A 21,423-nucleotide genomic window follows, 5' to 3' on the forward strand; every position below is an offset into this window, starting at 1 on the left:
ATAGCCAGCTATCGTTCTGCCACGAACTGGTCTCACCTTCTTGCGCAGGTCTAGTGAACTTGGACAGGACGGCTGCACGCGGTGTAGTAAGTGTGACAATTGTTGGCGCCGGCGCTTTTGCATGTGCTCATGCCTCTTTGTGAGGCTTTCTCGATAGTGGAATCGGCAGCGGCATTGTAACCAGAATCACTTACCGTGAACGCAACGCAGCCGTTCTGGTAGGGTATTTCTATTTTGCATGCGACCCCGCCTTTTTGTTTGCAATCAGTCATGGCTGCTCGCTCTGCAGCGCTCTGGCTTAATTGGTCGATGGAGACGCCAAGCACGCCATGTGGCTCATCCGAGGCGATGGCGCCCCATCGCGATTCCCACCTAGGGGGCGGGGGTTCGAGTGATTGAGATTGCTCCGGAGGTGGCCCATTGCCCGGTAAGCAGGTGCTCACGCCTCCGGCGGTCGAGAGGATATCCCCAGGAGCGCATCCGGCACTTTGTGCGTTTGCATGCAAAGACATCGCGCTCATGACAAGCATTAGGCACATCAGAGTGAAGGCTTTCATATTTGCATGTCCCCGGATTTGACGGCGTCTTGGTTGGCTACGGATTGAGCGAGACCGCGAGGCGTTGTGGCGAGATTGCTGAACCCACCACTGCCGTGCAGCTGTGTTTGGCCGGTTTGACCACTTAAACCTATTGCGACGCACAGCATGACGACAACTGCACTTAATTTTTTTGCCTGTTGCTGTTTTAACTGCCGTTTTGACCACATTACTCAACCCAATAAAAGTAGACGAAAGACTACTGACATTCTATAGGAGTTTTTTTTCCTTCGACATGCAAAAGGTTTAAATATTGTTAAAACAACACTAGTGATGATGCGCAATTGGAAAATTCACGCCCTCCCGGCTCGACACGATAAAGTGGATATTATAAACAGTCAGTTGACTATTCTTTGACACGTACTTCCCCCTCACTTCTCATTGTTTAATAACGATTCATAATTTGAAACGCTCAGAATTATTTTCCCGATAACGTTACCATGATCGACTTAAATGGCAGAAATTTGCTGTCTGTTGCTGTTTGTAGCTGTTTGTTGCTGTTTATTTTTATTCAACAAAGGAAATTACCATGCTTAAGGCTATTGGATATGCCGCGCAGACTGCGCAAACACCGTTAGCACCGTTTGCATTTGAGCGTCGGGAACCGGGAATACCGCTGAATCCGCGTCCGTCAAGGACGGTGACGAGAACGGTTACGCCTTTCAGCTCTGGGTGCACTCATGTCACTTCAACGACGAAAAGCGCAAGCCAGAGATCGCCTGGTTCAAGATGATCAAGGGACATGACGGCGCCTACGTCGTGCAGGTGGCCTTTCATCATGAGCCGTCCAAGGACGAAATCACGCAGTGGATGAAATATCTTGGCAAGGTCGGCGTGCGATTCACGACTGAAGGACCAGGAATGCACTCTGGAGGCGAAGCCATGATGCACTACCATCTGCATCACGTCAGCCATCGGCATGTGCTCGCCGCCTGTCGCCGCACGCCGGTCAAAACCATCTGTTGCACAGTCTGGAGGTATCGGTCATGTTGATGATCCGACCTAGGGCCGCTCTTGGTCCGCTCTTTGGGGGAGCATTGCTCCTGTCCCTTGCCCTGATCACCACCGCCTGCGGTAGTCCTATGAAAAAGCCTGATATCAAGCAGAATCCGACTCCCAAGCAGCGTTACGACATCACGCTCAGGATCGACGGGGCACCGGGCTCCTTCGACAGCGTGGCCGGCTCGGTTGACTACCAGGTCAGCAATGGTCGTTGCGTGCCGCTGACGCCCATCAGTGGTGCCACGGTCGTACCGCAGGAGCACATTCCCCTGACACTCACGCATGTGAGCGTCAACGTCTACAAGGGCACCTTGTATGCGGATCGCTTTGTCGATGAGGACTACTACGGCCTTGGCGTTTGCCAATGGAAACTGGTGGCCGCCGGCATCGAGCTGAAGATCGGCAAGATGGATTTCAGCCCATCGATTTTCTTAAAGAACATCAAAGCCGGCACGCCAGTCGTCACCTACTTCTCCAAACATTTCTACGAAGAGTCGACCAAGCCAGACGCGCCCTCCCTGACGGACAGCGGCCGCGCACGTCGTGAGGAATACAAAGATCCCACCAGCACCTTCTCCGCCACGTTGACCGCCGAGGAGATCACCCCATGACGGTCAGCACATCCGACTACGCCCTGCTCTCGCAGAATGCCTACCAGACACCGGTCAAAGGGCAGCGTCCGCCTCTATCGCAACGTCAGCCGCCGCTGCGAATGATGTCTTCCACTACCCGTTGAGCGGGGCTCTGATTGTGAAGGTAATTGACGCATACAGCATAGCCTTTGGCCGCTGCCAGTTTTGCGGTGGCGGCTCCGATTCCACGACCAGCGCCAGTGATGATGATGACTGGTTGTTGCATGGTTTACTCCTGATATGGTTGCCTATGAACAGCCTCACAATAACATCACTGCAGACTTCCCCATCTATCCACTGCGGGCTCCGCTACCGCCCATTTCCACTTTTCACCTTGCTGACAAGCGCTCACGGTAAACCATTCGCGCTTCATTTTGTCAGTATCATCCAATGAGAAAATAGCTTCCTTGCAAACGGTTAATGACGATTGCACCACGCGAGTGACAGTCACTTTACCGCGCCCTCTGGAAAACGATAGCCTGCTATCGTTCTGCCACGAACTGGTCTCACCTTCTTGCAATTGGCCGATCACTGATGCTAAAGCATCTTGCTCAGCTTGCTGCATATTGCGAAACAGGTATTTAGTCGCCGCATCAGTGCCAGCCTGTACGCCAATACCAACTGCGTAGCCCACGGCAGGATTGGCGCTCACAGCACCGGTAGCAACGCCGGCAGCGGCACCAGCAAATCCACCAATTGAATTACACGCGGTGAGTACGACGGCCATCAACCCAACCGCAAATAAACGGTAACAATGATCTCTTACCGCCATCACTGCAACGCTCCCCAACGTTCGGTAGCGGGTTCTGCTGAAGCCCACTTCCATTGTTTGCCATCGCGGCAAATGTTGGCAATGTAGAAGGCGCTGTGTGGTTGATTATTTTCGACGGTATCAACCGAAAAAATGATTTCTTTGCAGTTCATCGTTTGCGTGCTGATCAAACGACTGACAGTGACGCGGCCTTTACCAGCATCTTCAATCGGCATTGATGGCGTAAATTCCCAGTTCGTCACACCACCGACTTGCAGGTCGCCAGCCAATTGTGCGATCGTATCTTGCTCTTGCCCATGAATTTGACGTTGATAGTATTGCAGGCCTGCGCGTGCTCCGGCTTGTACACCAAGACCGATACCAGTTGCTACCGCTGCGTTATTGGTCACCGCAGTCGCTAACGCCGCACCACCGACACCAGCGGCGCTGGCTGAGCCTTCGGTGAGGAGAGAATTACAACCACTTAAACCTATTGCGACGCACAGCATGATGACAACTGCACTTACCTTTTTTGCCTGCTGCTGTTTTAACTGCCGTTTTGACTGCATTACTCAACCCAATAAAAGTAGACGAAGGACTACTGACATTCTATGGGAGTTTTTTGTTCCTTCGACATGCAAAAGGTTTAAACATTGTTAAAACCACGCAAGTGATGACGCGCAATTGGAAAATTCACCTCCTTTCGGCTCGATAGGATAAAGCGGATATCATGCACAATCAGTTGACTATTCTTCGACACGTACTCCCCGCTCACCTTTCATTGTTTGATGACGATTCATAATTTGAGTCGCTCAGAATTATTTTCCCGATGACGTTACCATGATCGACTTAAATGGCAGAAATTTGCTGTTTGTTGCTGTTTGTTTTTACTCAACAAAGGAAATTACCATGCTTAAAGCTATTGGATATGCCGCGCAGACTGCGCAAACACCGTTAGCACCGTTTGCATTTGAACGTCGGGAACCTGGGCCGCATGATGTCCAGATCGAGATATTGTATTGCGGCGTGTGCCACTCCGATCTTCATACTGCACGCAACGAATGGCAGAACACTGTATTTCCGACTGTCCCGGGTCATGAAATTATTGGTCGGGTGATCAAAGTCGGTGAGCATGTAAAGAATTTCAAAGTGGGTGAAATGGCTGGTGTCGGCTGTTTGGTTGACTCCTGTCAACACTGTCCAAGTTGCGCCGAAGACCTGGAACAATATTGCGAAAACGGTTTCACCGGCACCTATAATGCTGAAGACAAACATAGTGGTGGCGTCACCTATGGCGGTTACGCTAACAACATTGTGGTCAATCAGAAATTCGTTCTTCACATCTCAGACAAACTCGATCCGGCCTCTGCCGCGCCTCTGCTATGCGCTGGCATCACCACCTACTCGCCATTGCGTCACTGGAACGTGAGCAAAGGACATAAAGTGGGAATCGTTGGTTTGGGCGGTCTTGGTCATATGGGCGTAAAAATTGCCCATGCGATGGGAGCGCATGTCGTGTTATTTACGACGTCTCCAGACAAGAAGCAGGATGCATTACGCTTAGGCGCTGACGAAGTCGTCATTTCTAAAGACGAACAGCAAATGGCTGAACACGCCAACAGTTTTGACTTCATCCTCAATACTGTCGCTGCACCACATAATCTGGACAATTTTCTGAATTTGCTCAAGCGAGACGGTACGATGACATTGGTAGGCGCACCAGCCGAATCGCATCCATCACCGAATGTATTTAACCTGATCATGAAGCGTCGTACGCTGGCTGGATCACTCATCGGCGGGATTAAAGAAACGCAAGAAATGTTAGACTTCTGTGCCGAACACGGCATCACTTCTGATATCGAATTAATTCCGATTCAGGATATCAATCTGGCTTATGAAAGAATGCTCAAAAGCGACGTGAAATATCGCTTTGTAATTGATATGGCATCTCTGACAAAAGAACAAAGTGCTGCTTGATTTGATACAACTACTTAAGTAATACCAAATAATTAATTTGAAAATACCCACGTCATCCTCGCGAACGCGGGGATGACGACGATTTTGAAATTGCTTACTTGTTCTGACTTAGCATCATAAAAAATGGTCATCCCGGAAATTCCGGCGATGACCATTTTTTTGCTTCTATCTTGCAGTCAATCTGACAAAGTTAATTACCCGCCACCGTCATACTCTCAATCAAAATCGAGCCAGTCTCTTTGGTACCACGAATCAGCGTATCGCTGCCGATGGCAACAATCTGCGTCAGCATGTCTTTCATATTGCCGGCGATGGTAATTTCTTCTACAGGATATTGAATCACGCCGTTTTCCACCCAAAATCCAGATGCGCCACGTGAATAATCGCCAGTCACATAATTAACGCCCTGCCCCATCAATTCGGTAACCAGCAAACCAGTGTGCAGCTTCTTCAACATTGTTTTGAAGTTATCGCCAGGTTTGGTCAGCGAAGAAGTGATAGACAGATTATGTGAACCACCAGCGTTACCGGTCGTTTTCATGCCAAGCTTGCGCGCTGAATAAGTAGAAAGGAAATAACCTTGGACCACGCCGTCTTTCACCACATCACGTTGATGCGTCTTCACGCCTTCGTCATCGAATGGTGCGGAACCGACCGCGCCGATCACATGCGGATCTTCAACAATCTGGATGTGTGGAGCAAATACCGTCTTGCCCAAACTATCGAGCAAGAAAGTCGATTTGCGATATAACGCACCACCCGACACTGCTTGCACAAATGCACCCAACAAGCCTGCAGCCAATGGCGCATCAAACAGGACCGGGCATTTACGCGTATCGAGCTGACGTGCGTTCAAACGCGCCAAAGCGCGCTCAGCAGCGTAACGACCAATTGCTTCTGGCTTTGCCAGTTTTTTCGGATCGCGCATCGAGCTGTACCAGTCATCGCGCTGCATTTTGCTGCCTTTGCCGGCAATCGGTGCTACCGAAATCGTATGACGCGAGAACGGGTAACCGCCCATGAAACCACGCGTGTTGGCGCTGATGAAATGCGATTGCTGCGCGTAGACGCCAGCACCTTCGCTATTGGTGATGCGCTTATCGACTGCAAATGCAGCAGCTTCGCCACGTTTTGCCAACTCCACCGCTTCTTCGGCCGAAATCAACCAGGGCGAACAGAGTTTAAAGTCACGTGGATGCATTTCCAGATCGTCAGCGTCAGGCAGGCCAGCGCAGTCATCCTCTGCCGTGAAACGAGCGATGTTATAGGCGGCTTCAACCGTATCTTGCAACGCTTTGGCGGAAAAGTCAGAAGTGCTGGCATTACCGCGTCGGGTATGGCCTTCTTCTCCCAGATAGACGGTCACGCCCATCCCTTTGTCTTTATTTTGTTCTATGGTTTCGATGCTACCCTTGCGCACTGCCACCGAAAGGCCACTGCCTTCGCTGATATCGACAGAGGCGTGCGACGCGCCTTTTTCTCGCGCGTAGCGCAAAACATCTTGAGAAAGTTGCTGTAATTGATCTTGACTATATGTAAATACTGATGCGCTCATGAGCTGGTTTTCTATAGAGAACGTGTAAAACGGTTATCATAGCAGTCGTTTACAAGAATAGTTACACCTTAGTTACTGATGTTACGCAGAGCAGTGACGGATATGCCACTTTATATTCACGGCCTTATGCCGTAGATATTGGCGAAGGTTATGCCTGCACTGCCATCTCAGACTAATGACTTTCTTTCTGAAATACGCTGTAAAGAGCACTAAATGGCCTATCCGTCACCGCTCTGCTTAAGTCCTCACATATAAATATCATGCCAAATCCAAATCGTGGCTCCTGCGGCTTTCAGTCCAGTGAGTTTGAACAAGAATACGAACGTCCCTCAAAGTCCCAACTTAAGCGTGAAATGACTGCGCTACAAAAGCTGGGTGAAGAACTTATCGCTGAATCGCGTGACCGCGTCAAGCGCGTTCCCATGCCAGAAGACGTGCGCGAAGCCATCCTCGTGTGCCAGCAAATCAAGGATCACGAAGGTCGTCGTCGCCAAACCCAGTATGTCGGTAAAAAAATGCGCACGCTGGAACCGCATGAAATCGCGGAAATCCAAAAAACACTAGACAGCTGGAGAGGCTTATCTAAATCAGACACAGCCAATATGCATGCGTTGGAACGCCATCGCGATCGTTTGTTAAAGGATGATGGCGCATTAACATTGCTACTAGCACAACATCCTGAACTGGATGTGCAGCATACACGCACGTTGATACGCAATGCTCGTAAAGAACAAGCTGAAAACAAACCGCCAAAAGCCTATCGCGAAATTTTCCAATTATTAAAAGAATTGCAAAAATCCAAGGCCGACGCTGGCGATAATGATGTCGATCATGACGACGATGATGATTTCGAAGATCATAATCCCCAAGACGATAACGACGCACAAGATCAATATGGCGATGCTTAATCCAATTGAGCGTGTTTTAAAAGTCGGCTTAGTCTCCATTTCTGATCGCGCCAGCACTGGCGTGTATCAAGATCAAGGCATCCCGGCTTTGCAGGAATGGTTAGCCAGCGCCCTCACCACGCCTTCGCAGATCGAAACGCGTTTGATTGCGGATGAACGTGATGTCATCGAAAAAACCTTGATCGAATTAGTCGATGGTCAGCATTGTGATGTAGTGCTGACCACCGGCGGCACAGGTCCGGCACGACGTGATGTGACGCCCGAAGCAACACTTGCCATCGCTACCAAAGAAATGCCCGGCTTTGGTGAGCAAATGCGTCAAATCAGCTTGCAATTTGTACCAACAGCGATTCTGTCGCGTCAGGTTGCCGTGATCCGCGAAACAGCAGATCATGCGGCATTGATCCTGAATCTTCCGGGTCAGCCCAAAGCGATCAAAGAAACATTGGAAGGCTTGAAAGATACCGACGGCAAGCAAAAAATCGCTGGCATTTTCGCCGCCATTCCGTATTGCATAGACCTGATCGGTGGTCCGTATATAGAAACCAACGAAGCGGTTTGTAAGGTGTTTCGACCAAAGTCGGCAATCAAACCTAAATAATCCTTTTCAACCCGTCGCGCATCACTCTATTCAGCAGACAGCATACATGTTGCCAATAGCTATTTCTAAATCTCGTCTTGCCCAAGCTTTACTTCTGCCGATCTTGACGCTAGCACTGGCATCGCCGCTGCTAGCGCAAACTCAGACGCTGCGCCTGATTAACGAATATCCGGCAACCTCGATCACTGCCGTGGCCGACTTGCAGTTCGCAGCAAACGTCAAGCAATTGGCAGGAAACACATTGACGATTACCACCGAACAGGAAAATCAGAATCCGTTCAAAGGCAATGCCCAAGTTAATGCGCTCAGCGAAGGAAAAATCGAAATAGCGACGCTTTTCTCCGGCATTATCGGTGCCAATGATCCACTCTTTCTGCTGTCCTCACTACCGTTCGCTGTCAGCAATTTCGATGATGCAAGAGCACTCGCGAACTGCGCCCAACCGACGATAGAACAACACCTGCTCAAACTGAATGCGCATCTGTTGTACATCACCCCTTGGCCGCCTTCGGGCATCTGGTCTTCGGTACCAATGACTGATGCCGCGACATTGCGGGCGCTGCAGATTCGTACCTACGATGAGAATAGCCGCGCTGTGTTCGCACTGGCTGGCGCACATAGCGCTAACCTGCCATTTTCGGCAGTTCCAGCCAAGCTGGCTGCGGGAGAACTGAATGCCGTGCTGTCCTCTGGTGATGGTGGTGCTGGTAACCGACTATGGGAACAGTTAAAAAATTTCACTGCAATCAACTACTCCATACCACTTAGTTACACCGTTATTAATCAAGATGTCTGGCAACAGTTGCAACCGGAGCAGCAGGCAATACTGACCGAGGCCGCCAAGCGCACAGCGGCAACCTCATGGAACAACGTCAAAGATCGCATCAAGGCCAATTACACGCGTATGCGCGAGCATGACGTGTCGCTGAATCTGACACCTGCGCCTGAGATACAAGATAGTCTGCGCAATGCCGCGCGTACGCAAATATCGAACTGGCGGCAAAAAATCAATGCTACCGATATTGTGGGATCCTGTATTAAGAACAAACTCAAAGACAATTGAGCGCTACATCTTGGCAATAAACCAGCATCCACCAATCAACAACGTATTTCAATCCTGTCAAAACCACTCACACCATGACCACACTCCTCCACACCACCGAAATCACGACCTCATCATCTCCCACCGCCAGTGTTATCTGGATGCACGGTCTTGGCGCTGATGGTTCCGATTTTGTACCAATCGTAAAAGAACTCGATTTAACTGGTTGCCCAGGTATCCGCTTTATTTTCCCTGATGCGCCGACCATGCCGGTGACCATCAATAATGGTTACGTAATGCCAGCCTGGTATGACATTCGTTCCGGAGATTTGATCCAACGCGAAGACGAAGCTGGATTGCGCAAATCGCAAACACAGATTGAAGCATTGATTGCACAAGAACGCGCACGCGGCATCGCGGCCGATAAAATTATCATCGCTGGTTTTTCTCAAGGTTGTGCGATGGCCTTGCAAATTGGTTTGCGTCATCCGGAAAAATTGGCTGGCTTGATGTGTTTGTCCGGCTATTTACCGCTGTCAGACAAAATAGCTGCCGAACGCAACGTCGCCAATCAAGACACGCCTATTTTTATGGCACATGGTCGAATGGATCCAGTTGTTGTGCTTGATCGCGCAGAAAAATCGCGCGACTTGCTAAAGCAGCTTGGATATCAGATTGAATGGCATGAATACATGATGCCGCATTCGGTGTGTGCTGACGAAGTGGGCGATATTGGCAAATGGTTGCGTAGCGTTTTGGCTGCCGCATAGGTATTTTCAAATAGGGCGTAGTGCGCAACGCACATACCCTATCAATGACACATTGAGGTCTGTAATTTTCAATTTCGACAGATTTTAATGGCGTGGATGCCCTCTTTCAATAGAGGGAGTCCCTCACTTAACTACCTTTCAAATTTCTTAATCGGTATATACTTTTTCAAAATACAATTATTTATATTAAGGCAATTGCACACCAGCTGGCACCTATACCAACATAACAGAGAGATCAGAAATGAAAATAAACAAATCATTACTCTTACTCAGCATCTCAATTACGCTATCTGGTTGCAGCACCATAGGATCGTCTATCGACGCGCTCACACCAACTCAGCCAACGTTGACTGCAGCGCAAAAAGACCAAAAACGTGCAGCCATCTTAAAAGTGAGAGATGACACTCTCGCTCAGCTTTATACACAAAAACCAGAAACAAAAAATGAACTGCAACAAGCAGCAGGATACGGCGTATTTGAAGGCCGACAAGTCAACGTCTTATTGGTATTAGGCTCACTTGGGGATGGTGTTTTAGTTGACAACGATAGCGGCCAAAACACCTATATGAGTCTGGATAAAATTGGCACGGGTCCAGGAGTCGGTTACAAAACTTATCGACAAGTTGTGATTTTCAAGAGCAAAAAATTACTTGAAAAATTTCGTTCAATCGGTGCAGATGTCAGCGCATCAGCCGATGCCACAGCAAAGATAGATGGTAAAGGTGGTTCTGCTTTGGATGGCAGCATCTCCTTTGATCCTAATCTTTCGGTTTATCAATTCACTGATCAAGGTGTCTTACTGCAAGCAAACTGGGGTGGAGTAATGTACAAACCAGATGCTCAGCTCAATACACCTGATTAACACATTATTTTTACTGTAATCGCGATTTGATCTGGCAGTTATCCGTTGATACTGTCAGATCAAATTTCCTCGCGCCACGATATATACAGCTACGACGATACGATCACTGCGCGCCAATATTTTTATCCAGGAATTTTTCAACCCGCGTCCAGAAATCCACGTTATTTTTCATCAAGCGCCAGCCGTGTCCTTCTTCTGGATAGGTGATCCACTCCACATTTGGATTATTAGCTTTGACCGCATCATAAAATTTGCTGCCATGAATTTGTGGTACGCGCACATCAGAACCACCATAAGCCATCAGCAATGGTTGCGTAATCCTTGCGGCATTTTCCAGTGGTGAAGTGGCTTTCAACTGAGCAGCGTCTTTTACCTGATCCCCCACCAAAACCGGCGTTCCATATTTCTTCGATTCATCGGACGCGTCACTCCACGTCACGTTGTACATCAGATTAATATCCGTCACGCCCACCCATTCAAAACCACACTTATACAATTTTGGATCATTGATCAGGCCCATCAAAGTAGCATAGCCGCCATAGCTGGCACCCGCGATGCAAATCCGTTTTGGATCGGCGATGCCTTGCGCAATCGCCCACTTGGTACCATCGGCGACATCATCTTGCATCGCCAAACCCCATTGTTTCCAGCCTGCGTGGAAATGCTTCCAGCCAAAACCCATGCTACCGCGATATTCCGGTTCCAGTACCGCATAACCTCGCGATGCTAAAAACTGCACTTCACGGCTCCAACGCCAATCACCGCCACGCACCCAAGGACCGCCGTGCACCAATACGACCAATGGAAGATTTTTCTTGTCTTTGCCTTTTGCCACATTCGGCAAAGTCAAATACGCCGGAATATCCAAACCATCGCGTGCCTTGTAATGCACCATGTCTTTAGTCGCCATTTGCTGCGGATCGATATGCGGCATCGTCCGCCCGAGTAGTATCAATTTTTGCGCGGCACTGTCATATAGAAAAAAGGTACTCGGCAACACGTCAGAAAATGATGTCACCAATACATATGGCGTTTCTGATCTGCGCGCAACATTGATACGATTGACTGTGCCCGGTAACAATGCGTTGACCTGCTGCTGCATCGTTTGCATATCTTTGTCAAACCACAGCGTGTCGTCTGCATCAGTTTCATAATGCACACCAAGGAATTTTTTGTCGTTATAGACCACCGAGCCCGCATAGTCGTAACCTTTCAGCGACACCACTGGCGTCGGGTCAATCGCATTTTTGCTTAAGTCATAGCGATATAAAGATTCTTTATCGCCGCCATTATGCGAACGTACATATAAAACGCCATCCGGGCCAATAAATTCAGGTATAAATCCATTCGACAAAATATTGAATGAAGCCAGTTTGCGCCATTTCTCATCGCTCGTATCTTTATAAAATACCGAAGCAATATCGCCATCTTCCGTCGTTGCTACTCGCGGCTCGCCTTGCTGATCCATGATCCAGCCGGTGGTAAAACCGGGGCGATCAATAATCGTTGCATGACCCGTTCTGGTATTCAAACGCAATAAATTTGCTGGCTGACGGTGACTATCATTCACCAGATTATTGCGCGTACCTAATTGCAGAACATAAATATCATCGCTATCTTTTTTAGCGTCGGTCGTATAAAAAATAGTATTGAACGGCAAAATACCTTGCACATTGGAATTTCTACCCGTTAGCATCGAAGCACTGCGATCCACCAATTGCCGGAAATTTTTACCATCGAGATCAATCGCGTATAAACCAGGCCCGCCCTGCTGATTCCCCTGCCCTATCGTATGATCACCAGCGCTAAACACCAGTCGGTCATTATTCACCCAATGGAACTGGCTAACATCAGCATCATCAAGACTGGCAAGCACCTTAGGTTTGCGCTCCACCACATCCATAACGCCCAGCCGCAGCTTGCCCTCTTTGTCCGCCACTAACATCGCCACGTTACGGCCATTCGGAGACAAAGCAACGCTGCTCATCGCCGGGTACTCAAAAAAACTTTCGACGCTGGGAAGTGAAGTGGCCGTACTGGTGTTGGCGTAAACTACCGTTGACGGCGTAGTTGCAAGCAATGAAAACAGCAAAATCGGAATGCAACAACTGATTCTTTGTAAATTTAAAAATGCCATATGCAGTCACCAACGAATAATTTTTATCGGGAAAAAATGTGCGCTTATTGTAGCAATCAATTTCTTCGTGGAAATTTTTTAATACTCATCAAACACACATCGCCCGACTGAATTTTGGCATTGCTGCGCCGGTAAACTGCGTAACTACGTTTGGCGACGCGCTCGTGGCAACCGCGAGTTAATACGCTTTAATTTTCCGCGTTAACATTCCTTAACATTGTGGCGGTAAAAAATTCTAATTCGGCGCATCATGTAACAGCATAATGTGATGCGGCGATGACAACTGCCTACATATTTTTCCATGTCGCAACTATTCAAACTTATTTCTGCGTTGTAAGATGAATTATCAGACTGGTATGTACATTGACAGAACAAGTCGCCTTTGGCTGGTGTTTAATTTTTTATTCGAATTTATTAGCAATTTTATACAGGAGAAAATCATGGGATTATTAGACGGCGTATTAGGTCAATTAGCTGGCGGACTATTGGGCGGGCAACAAGGCCAGGCAAATGATCCAAAAGCAGCAATAGTAAGTGGCTTATTGAACGCATTCAGCGGCCAGCAAGCTGCTGGCACAGCCGCTGCGGGTGGTGGAATTGGCGCGATTCTGGGCCAACTGGAAGCCAGCGGACTGGGCGACCAGGTCAAATCATGGGTTGGCAACGGTGCAAATCTCCCGGTTTCTGCAGATCAAATCCATGCAGCATTGGGCTCTTCACCTTTATTGCAACAATTAGCACAATCAGCTGGCATCACTCCTGAAGCGGTATCAGGTCATTTGGCAGAAATTTTACCGGGTGCAATTAATCATTTGACACCAAATGGTGAGGTTCCAGCAGCTGGCGCAGCACTACCTGACTTAGGTGGGTTGGGGAATTTACTATCTGGCTTTTTGGGCGGCAATAAACAAGCTTGATGTCAATGTAAAAAATACACTGATCATTTTGTTATCAAAATCGCCCTTTCGGGCGATTTTTTATTTAGCCAACATTTCTAAGCATCTTTCCTTGATTTCATTGCGCCACTAAACACAGCCTAAGCCCCGAATGGCTTTATAATCTAAGGTTTTGCAAATAGTATTCTTATCATTCCTCTATGAAGGTATTTCGCGGACTTCCTAATGCTGTGTCACGTGCGCCTTGCGCACTGACCATCGGTAACTTTGACGGCGTCCATCGCGGTCATCAAGTATTGCTGTCGCACGTACGCAAAGCCGCGACCGAATTGGGGATAGATGCAGCCGTGATGACTTTCGAACCGCATCCGCGCGAATTTTTTGCGCAGCAGTCCAAGCATCCGGTCAATCTGCCAACCCGCGTTGCCAATCTGCGCGACAAATTGAATGCGCTGGCACAAGCAGGAATAGATCGTGTCATCGTTGAACATTTCAACGCGCATTTTTCGTCGCTGTCTCCGCAAGAATTTATTGAAAAAATATTGGTACAAGGTTTACACGTTAAGTGGTTGATGGTTGGCGAAGATTTTTGCTTTGGCGCACGTCGCGCTGGCAATGTCGCAACCTTGATCGAAGCTGGTAAAAAATATGGCTTTCAGGTGCATACTTTGCCGAATGTATTGAATGACGGTGAACGCGTTTCGTCATCAGCAGTCCGTGCCGCATTGGCAAAAGGTGATTTTGCCCAGGCACACAGCTTGCTCGGTCACGCTTATTCGATTTCTGGTCATGTGGTGCACGGTCAGAAATTGGGGCGCACTATCGGTTTTCCGACACTGAACCTGCGGGTTCCACATAAACACCCGGCATTGTCCGGTATCTTCGTGGTGCAAGTGCACGGTTTGGCAGATCACCCCTTACCTGCCGTCGCCAGTATCGGTACCCGTCCAACCGTAGATGACAGCGGCCGCGTGTTACTCGAGACATTTGTTTTGGATTACAGCGGTAATAGCTATGGCAAGCTGGTGCAAATTGAGTTTTTGCACAAGTTGCGCGATGAAGAAAAATTTGTCGATTTGCCGACGTTAACTGCTGCGATCAATCGTGATGTCGACCAGGCACGTGCGTATTTCCGGCAGCAAGGCAGCATAGCAATTTCTGCGACAGATCGAATTTGAAGCGGCTGTTAGCCGCTCTTTCTCCCCTAATTTCTGCGTGTGTCTTTGAAGGTATATATCGGCACAAAACGCAGTACCGCATTCACCACTCAGTCAACATACTGATTTTAAACAAAGAAAATTATGTCCGATCAGAATACGCCACCTAAAACAGCTAAACCGGCCAAAGAAGCTAAGCCGCAAAGTAAATATCCGGTCAACATGATCGAAACGCCATTTCCTATGCGTGGCGATTTAGCAAAACGCGAACCACAATGGATCAAAGAATGGCAAGAAAAAAAGGTATACGAGCGGATTCGTAAGGCTGCAAAAGGCCGCCCAAAATTCATTCTGCATGACGGCCCGCCGTATGCCAATGCCGCCATCCATCTTGGTCACGCGGTCAACAAAATTCTCAAAGACATGATCATCAAAGCACGCACACTGTCGGGCTTTGACGCGCCATACGTACCGGGTTGGGATTGTCATGGGATGCCAATCGAAATCCAAATCGAAAAGAAATACGGCAAAAATTTGCCTGTCGCAGAAGTGCAAGCCAAAGCACGTGCTTATGCTGAGACGCAAATCGACCTGCAACGCACTGATTTCATCCGTCTTGGTGTTCTCGGTGAATGGGATAATCCCTACAAAACCATGAACTTCAGCAATGAAGCCGATGAGTTGCGCGTACTGGGTACTATTCTGGAAAAAGGCTATGTCTATCGCGGTTTGAAACCGGTCAACTGGTGCTTTGATTGCGCCTCTGCACTGGCAGAAGCGGAGGTGGAATATCAAGACAAACGCGATCCGTCTATCGACGTTGGCTTCCCGTTTGCTGAACCGGAAAAACTCGCCGCAGCTTTCGGTTTAGCCAAATTGCCAACCGATCAAGGTTATATCGTCATCTGGACCACCACGCCGTGGACCATTCCGTCAAATCAAGCGTTGAATGTGCATCCTGAGATCATCTATGCACTGGTGCAAACCACGCGTAATGGCGAGCCACTGCTATTGATACTGGCACAAGATTTGGTGGCTGACTGTTTGCAACGCTATGGCATGGAAGGCAGCGTTATCGCCACTTGTACCGGTGCGGCTTTGTCGTCGATCAATTTCAAACATCCGTTGTCTAGCGTCGACAAAGGTTATGACCGCTTGTCGCCGATTTATCTGGGCGATTATGTCGCCGCCGACAGCGGTACGGGTATTGTTCACTCTGCTCCTGCTTACGGTATCGAAGACTTTATCTCTTGCAAAGCGCACGGCATGAAGGATGAAGACATCATCAGTCCGGTGATGGCTGATGGTCGCTATGCTTCATGGCTGCCGTTGTTTAACGGCATGACAATCTGGGAAGCATCCAAACCGATCTGCAGCAAGTTGGAAGAAGTTGGTTCCATGTTCAAACTGGTGATGTTTGATCATAGTTATATGCATTGCTGGCGCCATAAAACACCGATCATTTATCGCGCCACTTCGCAATGGTTTGCCAGCATGGATAACGCGCCAAAAGACAGTGGTGATAGTCTGCGCACCACTGCTTTAAAGGCGATCGACGAAACCAGCTTTTTCCCGACCTGGGGTAAAGCGCGTCTGCATGGCATGATCGCCAATCGCCCTGACTGGACTTTGTCACGTCAACGTCAATGGGGCGTGCCGATGGCGTTCTTCATCCATAAAGAAACGGGTGAATTGCATCCACGCACACCTGAATTGCTGGAGCAAGTAGCAAAGTTAATCGAAAAATCGGGCATCGAAGCATGGCAAGCGATTGAGCCTAAAGATTTGCTGGGCGACGAAGCAGACATGTATATCAAAAACAAAGACACACTGGATGTCTGGTTTGATTCTGGCTGTACCCATCAAACCGTGATGCGTGGCTCGCACAAAGAGCAGTTAAATAGCTTCCCGGCCGATTTATATCTGGAAGGTTCGGATCAACATCGCGGCTGGTTCCATTCTTCGCTGCTCACTTCGTCCATGTTAAATGGATGCGCGCCTTACAAAGCCTTGCTTACACATGGTTTTGTGGTTGACGGCGAAGGCCGGAAAATGTCCAAATCATTGGGCAATGGTATCGAACCGCAGAAAGTATCAAATACCTTGGGTGCGGAAATTTTGCGCTTGTGGGTGGCTTCCAGCGATTACACCGGGGAAATAACCGTTTCTGATGAAATTCTGAAACGCGTCACAGAAACCTATCGCCGTATCCGTAACACTTTGCGCTTTTTGCTGGCGAATACCTCGGATTTCGATGCAGCCAAAGATGCGGTCGCGATCAATGAATTATTGGAAATCGATCGTTATGCAATTGCCAGCATGACGCAACTGCAAACAGATGTCTTGCAGCACTATGAAGATTACGAATTCCATCCCGTGATTTCGAAATTGCAGATGTACTGCTCAGAAGACTTGGGCGGTTTCTATCTGGATATCTTAAAAGATCGCTTATATACCAGCGGTGTCACATCACACGCGCGTCGTTCGGCACAAACTGCGATGTGGCATATCACGCAAGCCTTGTTGCGTCTGATCGCACCAACCTTGTCATTTACTGCCGAAGAAGCTTGGGCGTTCTTCGCTAGCAAAGAAGCTTTTGCCGCCAGCGATGAAACCATTTTCACGCAAACCTTTTACAGCTTGCCAGAGATCGACAATGGCGTTGCATTAATCGCTAAATTTGATGCGTTACGCAGCATTCGCACCGACGTCACTAAACAGTTAGAAGAAGTGCGTACTGCCGGCAATATCGGCTCGTCGTTACAGGCTGAAATCGAAATCAAAGCGACTGCAGATAAATTTGCATTGCTGAGTAGCCTTGAAGACGACCTGAAATTCGTGATGATCACTTCGGGCGCTACCGTTACGCAGGTGGCAAGCGAAGCGGAACAAGCCATCGTTGTGACGCCATCAACGCAGCCAAAATGCGAACGTTGCTGGCATTATCGTGCCGATGTTGGTCAGCATGCAGAACATGCCGGTTTGTGCGGTCGTTGCGTAGCGAACTTGTTCGGTCGCGGCGAAGAACGACGTTTTGCTTAACAACAAATAACTCCTCTTGCTCGCTTGCGAGCGAGAGGAGAAAAGCATGTAATTAATGCGGCAACATCACTTACACATATAACTATGGCTACTAAAAAACGTTCCAGCCCTCCCCGTTCTTCTTCCACTCCCGCCCTGCTGCCTTGGCTCGGTATTGCCGCCATTGTTCTGTTGGCTGATCAGTTATCCAAAGTCACCATCACACGTTTGTTTACCTACGGCGAATCGCGTCCGATTACCGACTTCTTTAATTTAGTGTTGATCTATAACCCGGGAGCGGCATTCAGCTTTCTTGGCGCGGCATCTGGCTGGCAACGTTATTTGTTTACTGCCATCGGTATTGGCGCCGCAATCTTTATTATTTACTTGCTGATGCGTCACGCTGGTCAGCGCATGTTTTGCTGGGCGCTGTCGTTGATACTCGGCGGTGCCATTGGCAATGTGACAGATCGCATCGCTTATGGACACGTGATTGATTTTCTGGACTTCCACATTGGCCGCGCGCATTGGCCCGCTTTCAATATCGCCGATAGCGCAATTTGTATCGGCGCAATATTGTTTATACTGGACGAACTGCGACGCGTGAAAAAGTAAGCGCGCAGTCAATTAAGTACGGCTGCAGCGGCAATAGGAGAAAACATGGATCTCGCTGGCAAAAAAATAATACTCGGGCTCACCGGTGGCATCGCCTGTTATAAGGCGGCGGAATTAACGCGGGCCTTGATCAAAGCAGGCGCGTCGGTACAGGTGGTAATGACCCAGGCAGCGACACAATTCATCACAGCAGTGACCATGCAAGCGCTGTCTGGTAAGCCGGTTTTTTTTGATCAGTGGGACGCTCGTGTCGACAACAACATGCCGCATATTGATCTGTCGCGTCACGGCGATACGCATGCTGATGCGATTGTGATCGCCCCCTGCTCTGCGGATTTTATGTCCAAGCTGGCACGCGGCGTGTGCGACGATCTGCTTTCTACCTTGTGCCTGGCGCGACCTGCCAGCATGCCACTATTGATCGCACCTGCGATGAATGTCGAGATGTGGCAAAACCCCGCTACGCAACGCAATGTTAAACAATTACAAGCTGATGGCATTGCTTTACTCGGTCCCGATGCAGGAGAGCAAGCATGCGGTGAAGTTGGCATGGGACGCATGCTGGAGCCTGCGCAGCTGCTAGAAGAAATCATTGCCTCGTTTCAGACCAAAGTCTTGCGCGGCAAACGCTTGTTATTAACCGCCGGCCCGACTTTTGAGGCGATTGACCCGGTTCGCGGCATCACCAACCTGTCTTCCGGAAAAATGGGTTACGCAATTGCCCGTGCAGCACGCGAAGCCGGTGCAGAGGTGATGTTGATTTCCGGCCAAACTGCCCTCGCTGCACCTTACGGCGTCCAACGTATCAACGTACTCAGTGCGCAGCAAATGCATGATGCCGTTTTATCAAAGATTGCAGGACAAGATATCTTTGTCGCGGTCGCTGCAGTTGCCGATTGGCGCGTCACCAACGCCAGCGAACAAAAGCTGAAAAAGAATCCCGATGGCAGTGCACCCGCATTATCGTTTGAACAAAATCCGGATATTTTGGCAACAGTCGCAGCACTACCATCTGCTCCCTATTGCGTCGGTTTTGCAGCAGAATCTGAAAATTTATTGCAATACGCTGAAGCAAAACGGCTAAAGAAAAATGTCCCTTTATTAGTTGGCAATATTGGACATGAAACTTTTGGTAACGATGAGAACCAATTTGTTCTGTTCGACGTCGAAGGACATACCAGTTTTCCTCGCGCTGGCAAATTGCAATTGGCACGCCAATTAGTTGCTGAAATTGCCAAGCGCATTACAAAAACATCACACTAAGCTAACCATTCATGAAAACCATAGACGTCAAAATTCTCGATCCACGTATGCAAGATCAATTACCAGCTTATGCCACAGAAGGTAGTGCCGGACTGGATTTACGCGCTTGCCTTGATGCGCCACTGACGATCAAACCAGGTGAAACACATTTAATTCCGACTGGCCTTTCCATCCACATCGGCGATCCAGCTTACGCAGCGATGATTTTGCCACGCAGTGGTCTCGGTCATAAGCACGGCATCGTTTTAGGTAATTTAGTGGGCCTGATTGATTCGGATTATCAAGGACAGCTGATGGTATCGACCTGGAACCGTGGCGAGACTGAATTCGTACTCAATCCAATGGAGCGGTTAGCACAACTGATCGTCGTCCCCGTCATGCGTGTCGGCTTTAATGTGGTGTCAGAATTCGGTAGCAGCGAACGCGGTGCTGGCGGTTTTGGCAGTACTGGGAAGCATTAATGGGGATCTCAATGACTCAAAAATTGAACGTCAAACTAGGTTTCAAGCGTTGCGCCATTGTTTTGCCGCTGATATTTTTAGCCGCATGTGCTACGCAAGAACCAGGTAAAAATATCACCGGTCCCGCAGTCACTAGACTAGTCCCGCGCCAAAGCGCCCCTATCAATCCGCAACAGGCTGAGCTGAAGGCTCTCATCGCGCAGCAAAATCGTTTATATACCGTGGCAGCGCCGCTGTTAGTTAACAATGCTGAGTTGTGCCGCAACAATGCACGCAATCTATTGGGCTTCACGGCCAAAACAAAATATTCTTTTTCACCGGAATTGGTTGATGCGGCATCTGCACTAGGCTTGAGCGATCAGTTGCAAGTGACCGGTGTCTTGGCCGGGAGCGGCGCTGAGCAAGCTGGAATCAAATCAGGCGATTTGTTAGCAACGATTCAAGGTAAGCCTGTGCCACAAGGCGAGAATGCCGAGCGACAAGCTGCAATGATGCTGGGGCCTCTGGTCAATCGCCATGAACTCATCAAACTTGGATTGATTCGTAAAGGTCAAAATCTCACCATCGATGTGCCATTGACGCGCGCTTGTGCGTTTGGCATAGAACTTGGCAATACCAAGAACGTCAATTCCTTTGCTGATGGCCGACGCGTCCTGGTGACTGCTGGCATGATGAATTTTATTCAGAATGACGACGAACTGGCCTTGGTCATTGCTCGTGAAATGGCGCATAACACCCTCACGCATCCTGTCAAACAACGCATGACAGGAACCATGAGCGGCATCATCGATAATCTGATTCGTGTGCACCCTGATACCGATGCATTGGCCGGTAGTGCTGGTGTAAAACCTTATCCGGCACAACTGGACGTGGCTGCCGACAAGTTGTCGCTGTATATGGTGGCACGCGCTGGTTACAGCGTCGACACCGCAGCAATATTTTGGCAACGCCTGGCAACGCAATACCCTGCCACCATACCGAATGGCCATACCGCGATTCACCCAGCGGTTGCAGCGAGGATCGACATGATACAAAAGACTGTCGCTGAAATTAATGCAAAACAAGCCGCCGGGGTTACTTTAACCCCGTAATGCTAGTGTTGATTCGGAAAAGCGCAATACCTTCCGAACCTGCCAAACAAAAGCCCGAGTCACTTGCGTGACTCGGGCTTTTTAAC

General features: G+C 49.0%; 21 protein-coding genes. 14 read left to right on the forward strand and 7 right to left on the reverse strand.

The window, feature by feature from the left end; genetic code table 11:
* Nucleotides 1-50 precede the first annotated feature (50 nt).
* Nucleotides 51-557 carry a DUF4189 domain-containing protein gene (locus GEV47_RS19870; RefSeq protein WP_153235320.1) on the reverse strand — a complete coding sequence of 169 codons (507 nt, stop codon included), beginning with the start codon at nt 555-557 and terminating at the stop codon, nt 51-53.
* A gap of 717 nt (nt 558-1,274) precedes the next feature.
* The gene (locus tag GEV47_RS13750) at nt 1,275-1,517 is read right to left on the reverse strand and encodes a hypothetical protein (RefSeq protein ID WP_153235321.1); all 243 of its coding nucleotides are present in this window, start codon (nt 1,515-1,517) and stop codon (nt 1,275-1,277) included.
* 161 nt (nt 1,518-1,678) lie between these two features.
* On the opposite strand from GEV47_RS13750, the gene GEV47_RS13755 reads away from it, so the two are divergent.
* On the forward strand, nt 1,679-2,209 hold the full coding sequence (locus GEV47_RS13755) for a hypothetical protein (RefSeq protein WP_153235322.1): 531 nt from the start codon (nt 1,679-1,681) through the stop codon (nt 2,207-2,209).
* An 85-nt stretch (nt 2,210-2,294) separates the two neighbouring features.
* Here GEV47_RS13755 and GEV47_RS13760 read toward each other — a convergent pair whose 3' ends face one another.
* The 3 genes from GEV47_RS13760 to GEV47_RS13770 are packed head-to-tail and all read right to left on the reverse strand — an operon-like array spanning nt 2,295 to nt 3,550.
* A complete protein-coding gene (locus GEV47_RS13760; RefSeq protein ID WP_153235323.1) occupies nt 2,295-2,456 on the reverse strand; it encodes an SDR family NAD(P)-dependent oxidoreductase in 162 nt (53 codons plus the stop codon).
* A gap of 45 nt (nt 2,457-2,501) precedes the next feature.
* Nucleotides 2,502-3,002 (reverse strand): hypothetical protein, encoded by a 501-nt coding sequence (locus GEV47_RS13765; RefSeq protein ID WP_153235324.1) that lies wholly within the window; start codon nt 3,000-3,002, stop codon nt 2,502-2,504.
* Complete coding sequence (locus GEV47_RS13770) at nt 3,002-3,550, reverse strand: hypothetical protein (protein ID WP_153235325.1); 549 nt, start codon at nt 3,548-3,550, stop codon at nt 3,002-3,004. Before GEV47_RS13770 ends, GEV47_RS13765 begins: the two co-directional genes overlap by 1 nt.
* 340 nt (nt 3,551-3,890) lie before the next feature.
* Here GEV47_RS13770 and GEV47_RS13775 point away from each other — a divergent pair, with 340 nt between their 5' ends.
* The gene (locus tag GEV47_RS13775; protein WP_153235326.1) at nt 3,891-4,958 is read left to right on the forward strand and encodes an NAD(P)-dependent alcohol dehydrogenase; all 1,068 of its coding nucleotides are present in this window, start codon (nt 3,891-3,893) and stop codon (nt 4,956-4,958) included.
* Between the two features lie 190 nt (nt 4,959-5,148).
* Here GEV47_RS13775 and pmbA read toward each other — a convergent pair whose 3' ends face one another.
* Nucleotides 5,149-6,513, reverse strand: coding sequence for a metalloprotease PmbA (gene pmbA, locus GEV47_RS13780; RefSeq protein WP_153235327.1), 1,365 nt, complete (start codon nt 6,511-6,513; stop codon nt 5,149-5,151).
* A 260-nt stretch (nt 6,514-6,773) separates the two neighbouring features.
* Between pmbA and yjgA the strand changes: the two genes are divergently transcribed.
* The 5 genes from yjgA (at nt 6,774) to GEV47_RS13805 (ending at nt 10,696) form a co-directional block, all read left to right on the forward strand.
* On the forward strand, nt 6,774-7,421 hold the full coding sequence (yjgA, locus tag GEV47_RS13785; RefSeq protein WP_153235328.1) for a ribosome biogenesis factor YjgA: 648 nt from the start codon (nt 6,774-6,776) through the stop codon (nt 7,419-7,421).
* The gene (mog, locus tag GEV47_RS13790; protein ID WP_153235329.1) at nt 7,408-8,022 is read left to right on the forward strand and encodes a molybdopterin adenylyltransferase; all 615 of its coding nucleotides are present in this window, start codon (nt 7,408-7,410) and stop codon (nt 8,020-8,022) included. The genes yjgA and mog overlap by 14 nt, the downstream gene beginning before the upstream one ends.
* A 46-nt stretch (nt 8,023-8,068) precedes the next feature.
* The gene (locus GEV47_RS13795; protein ID WP_153235330.1) at nt 8,069-9,085 is read left to right on the forward strand and encodes a TRAP transporter substrate-binding protein; all 1,017 of its coding nucleotides are present in this window, start codon (nt 8,069-8,071) and stop codon (nt 9,083-9,085) included.
* Nucleotides 9,086-9,159: 74 nt separating this feature from the next.
* A complete protein-coding gene (locus tag GEV47_RS13800; protein ID WP_153235331.1) occupies nt 9,160-9,834 on the forward strand; it encodes an alpha/beta hydrolase in 675 nt (224 codons plus the stop codon).
* A 241-nt stretch (nt 9,835-10,075) separates the two neighbouring features.
* On the forward strand, nt 10,076-10,696 hold the full coding sequence (locus GEV47_RS13805) for a lipid-binding SYLF domain-containing protein (protein ID WP_153235332.1): 621 nt from the start codon (nt 10,076-10,078) through the stop codon (nt 10,694-10,696).
* A gap of 103 nt (nt 10,697-10,799) precedes the next feature.
* Here the strand turns inward: GEV47_RS13805 and GEV47_RS13810 are convergent, their stop codons facing one another.
* A complete protein-coding gene (locus GEV47_RS13810; RefSeq protein ID WP_153235333.1) occupies nt 10,800-12,833 on the reverse strand; it encodes a prolyl oligopeptidase family serine peptidase in 2,034 nt (677 codons plus the stop codon).
* A 440-nt stretch (nt 12,834-13,273) separates the two neighbouring features.
* On the opposite strand from GEV47_RS13810, the gene GEV47_RS13815 reads away from it, so the two are divergent.
* From GEV47_RS13815 to GEV47_RS13845, 7 genes are all read left to right on the forward strand, one after another.
* Nucleotides 13,274-13,750: a YidB family protein gene (locus GEV47_RS13815; protein ID WP_153235334.1), complete on the forward strand. Its 477-nt coding sequence runs from the start codon at nt 13,274-13,276 to the stop codon at nt 13,748-13,750.
* Nucleotides 13,751-13,929: 179 nt separating this feature from the next.
* Nucleotides 13,930-14,907, forward strand: a complete 978-nt coding sequence (locus GEV47_RS13820) for a bifunctional riboflavin kinase/FAD synthetase (protein WP_153235335.1) — start codon at nt 13,930-13,932, stop codon at nt 14,905-14,907.
* A 123-nt stretch (nt 14,908-15,030) separates the two neighbouring features.
* Nucleotides 15,031-17,928 (forward strand): isoleucine--tRNA ligase, encoded by a 2,898-nt coding sequence (ileS, locus tag GEV47_RS13825; RefSeq protein WP_153235336.1) that lies wholly within the window; start codon nt 15,031-15,033, stop codon nt 17,926-17,928.
* 84 nt (nt 17,929-18,012) lie between these two features.
* Complete coding sequence (gene lspA, locus GEV47_RS13830; protein WP_153235337.1) at nt 18,013-18,522, forward strand: signal peptidase II; 510 nt, start codon at nt 18,013-18,015, stop codon at nt 18,520-18,522.
* Between the two features lie 45 nt (nt 18,523-18,567).
* On the forward strand, nt 18,568-19,785 hold the full coding sequence (gene coaBC, locus GEV47_RS13835; RefSeq protein ID WP_153235338.1) for a bifunctional phosphopantothenoylcysteine decarboxylase/phosphopantothenate--cysteine ligase CoaBC: 1,218 nt from the start codon (nt 18,568-18,570) through the stop codon (nt 19,783-19,785).
* Between the two features lie 11 nt (nt 19,786-19,796).
* Complete coding sequence (dut, locus tag GEV47_RS13840; protein ID WP_153235339.1) at nt 19,797-20,246, forward strand: dUTP diphosphatase; 450 nt, start codon at nt 19,797-19,799, stop codon at nt 20,244-20,246.
* An 11-nt stretch (nt 20,247-20,257) separates the two neighbouring features.
* Nucleotides 20,258-21,337: a M48 family metallopeptidase gene (locus GEV47_RS13845; RefSeq protein WP_153235340.1), complete on the forward strand. Its 1,080-nt coding sequence runs from the start codon at nt 20,258-20,260 to the stop codon at nt 21,335-21,337.
* Nucleotides 21,338-21,423 lie beyond the last annotated feature (86 nt).

This window comes from Glaciimonas soli, assembly GCF_009497155.1.
GTDB classification, from domain to species: domain Bacteria; phylum Pseudomonadota; class Gammaproteobacteria; order Burkholderiales; family Burkholderiaceae_D; genus Glaciimonas; species Glaciimonas soli.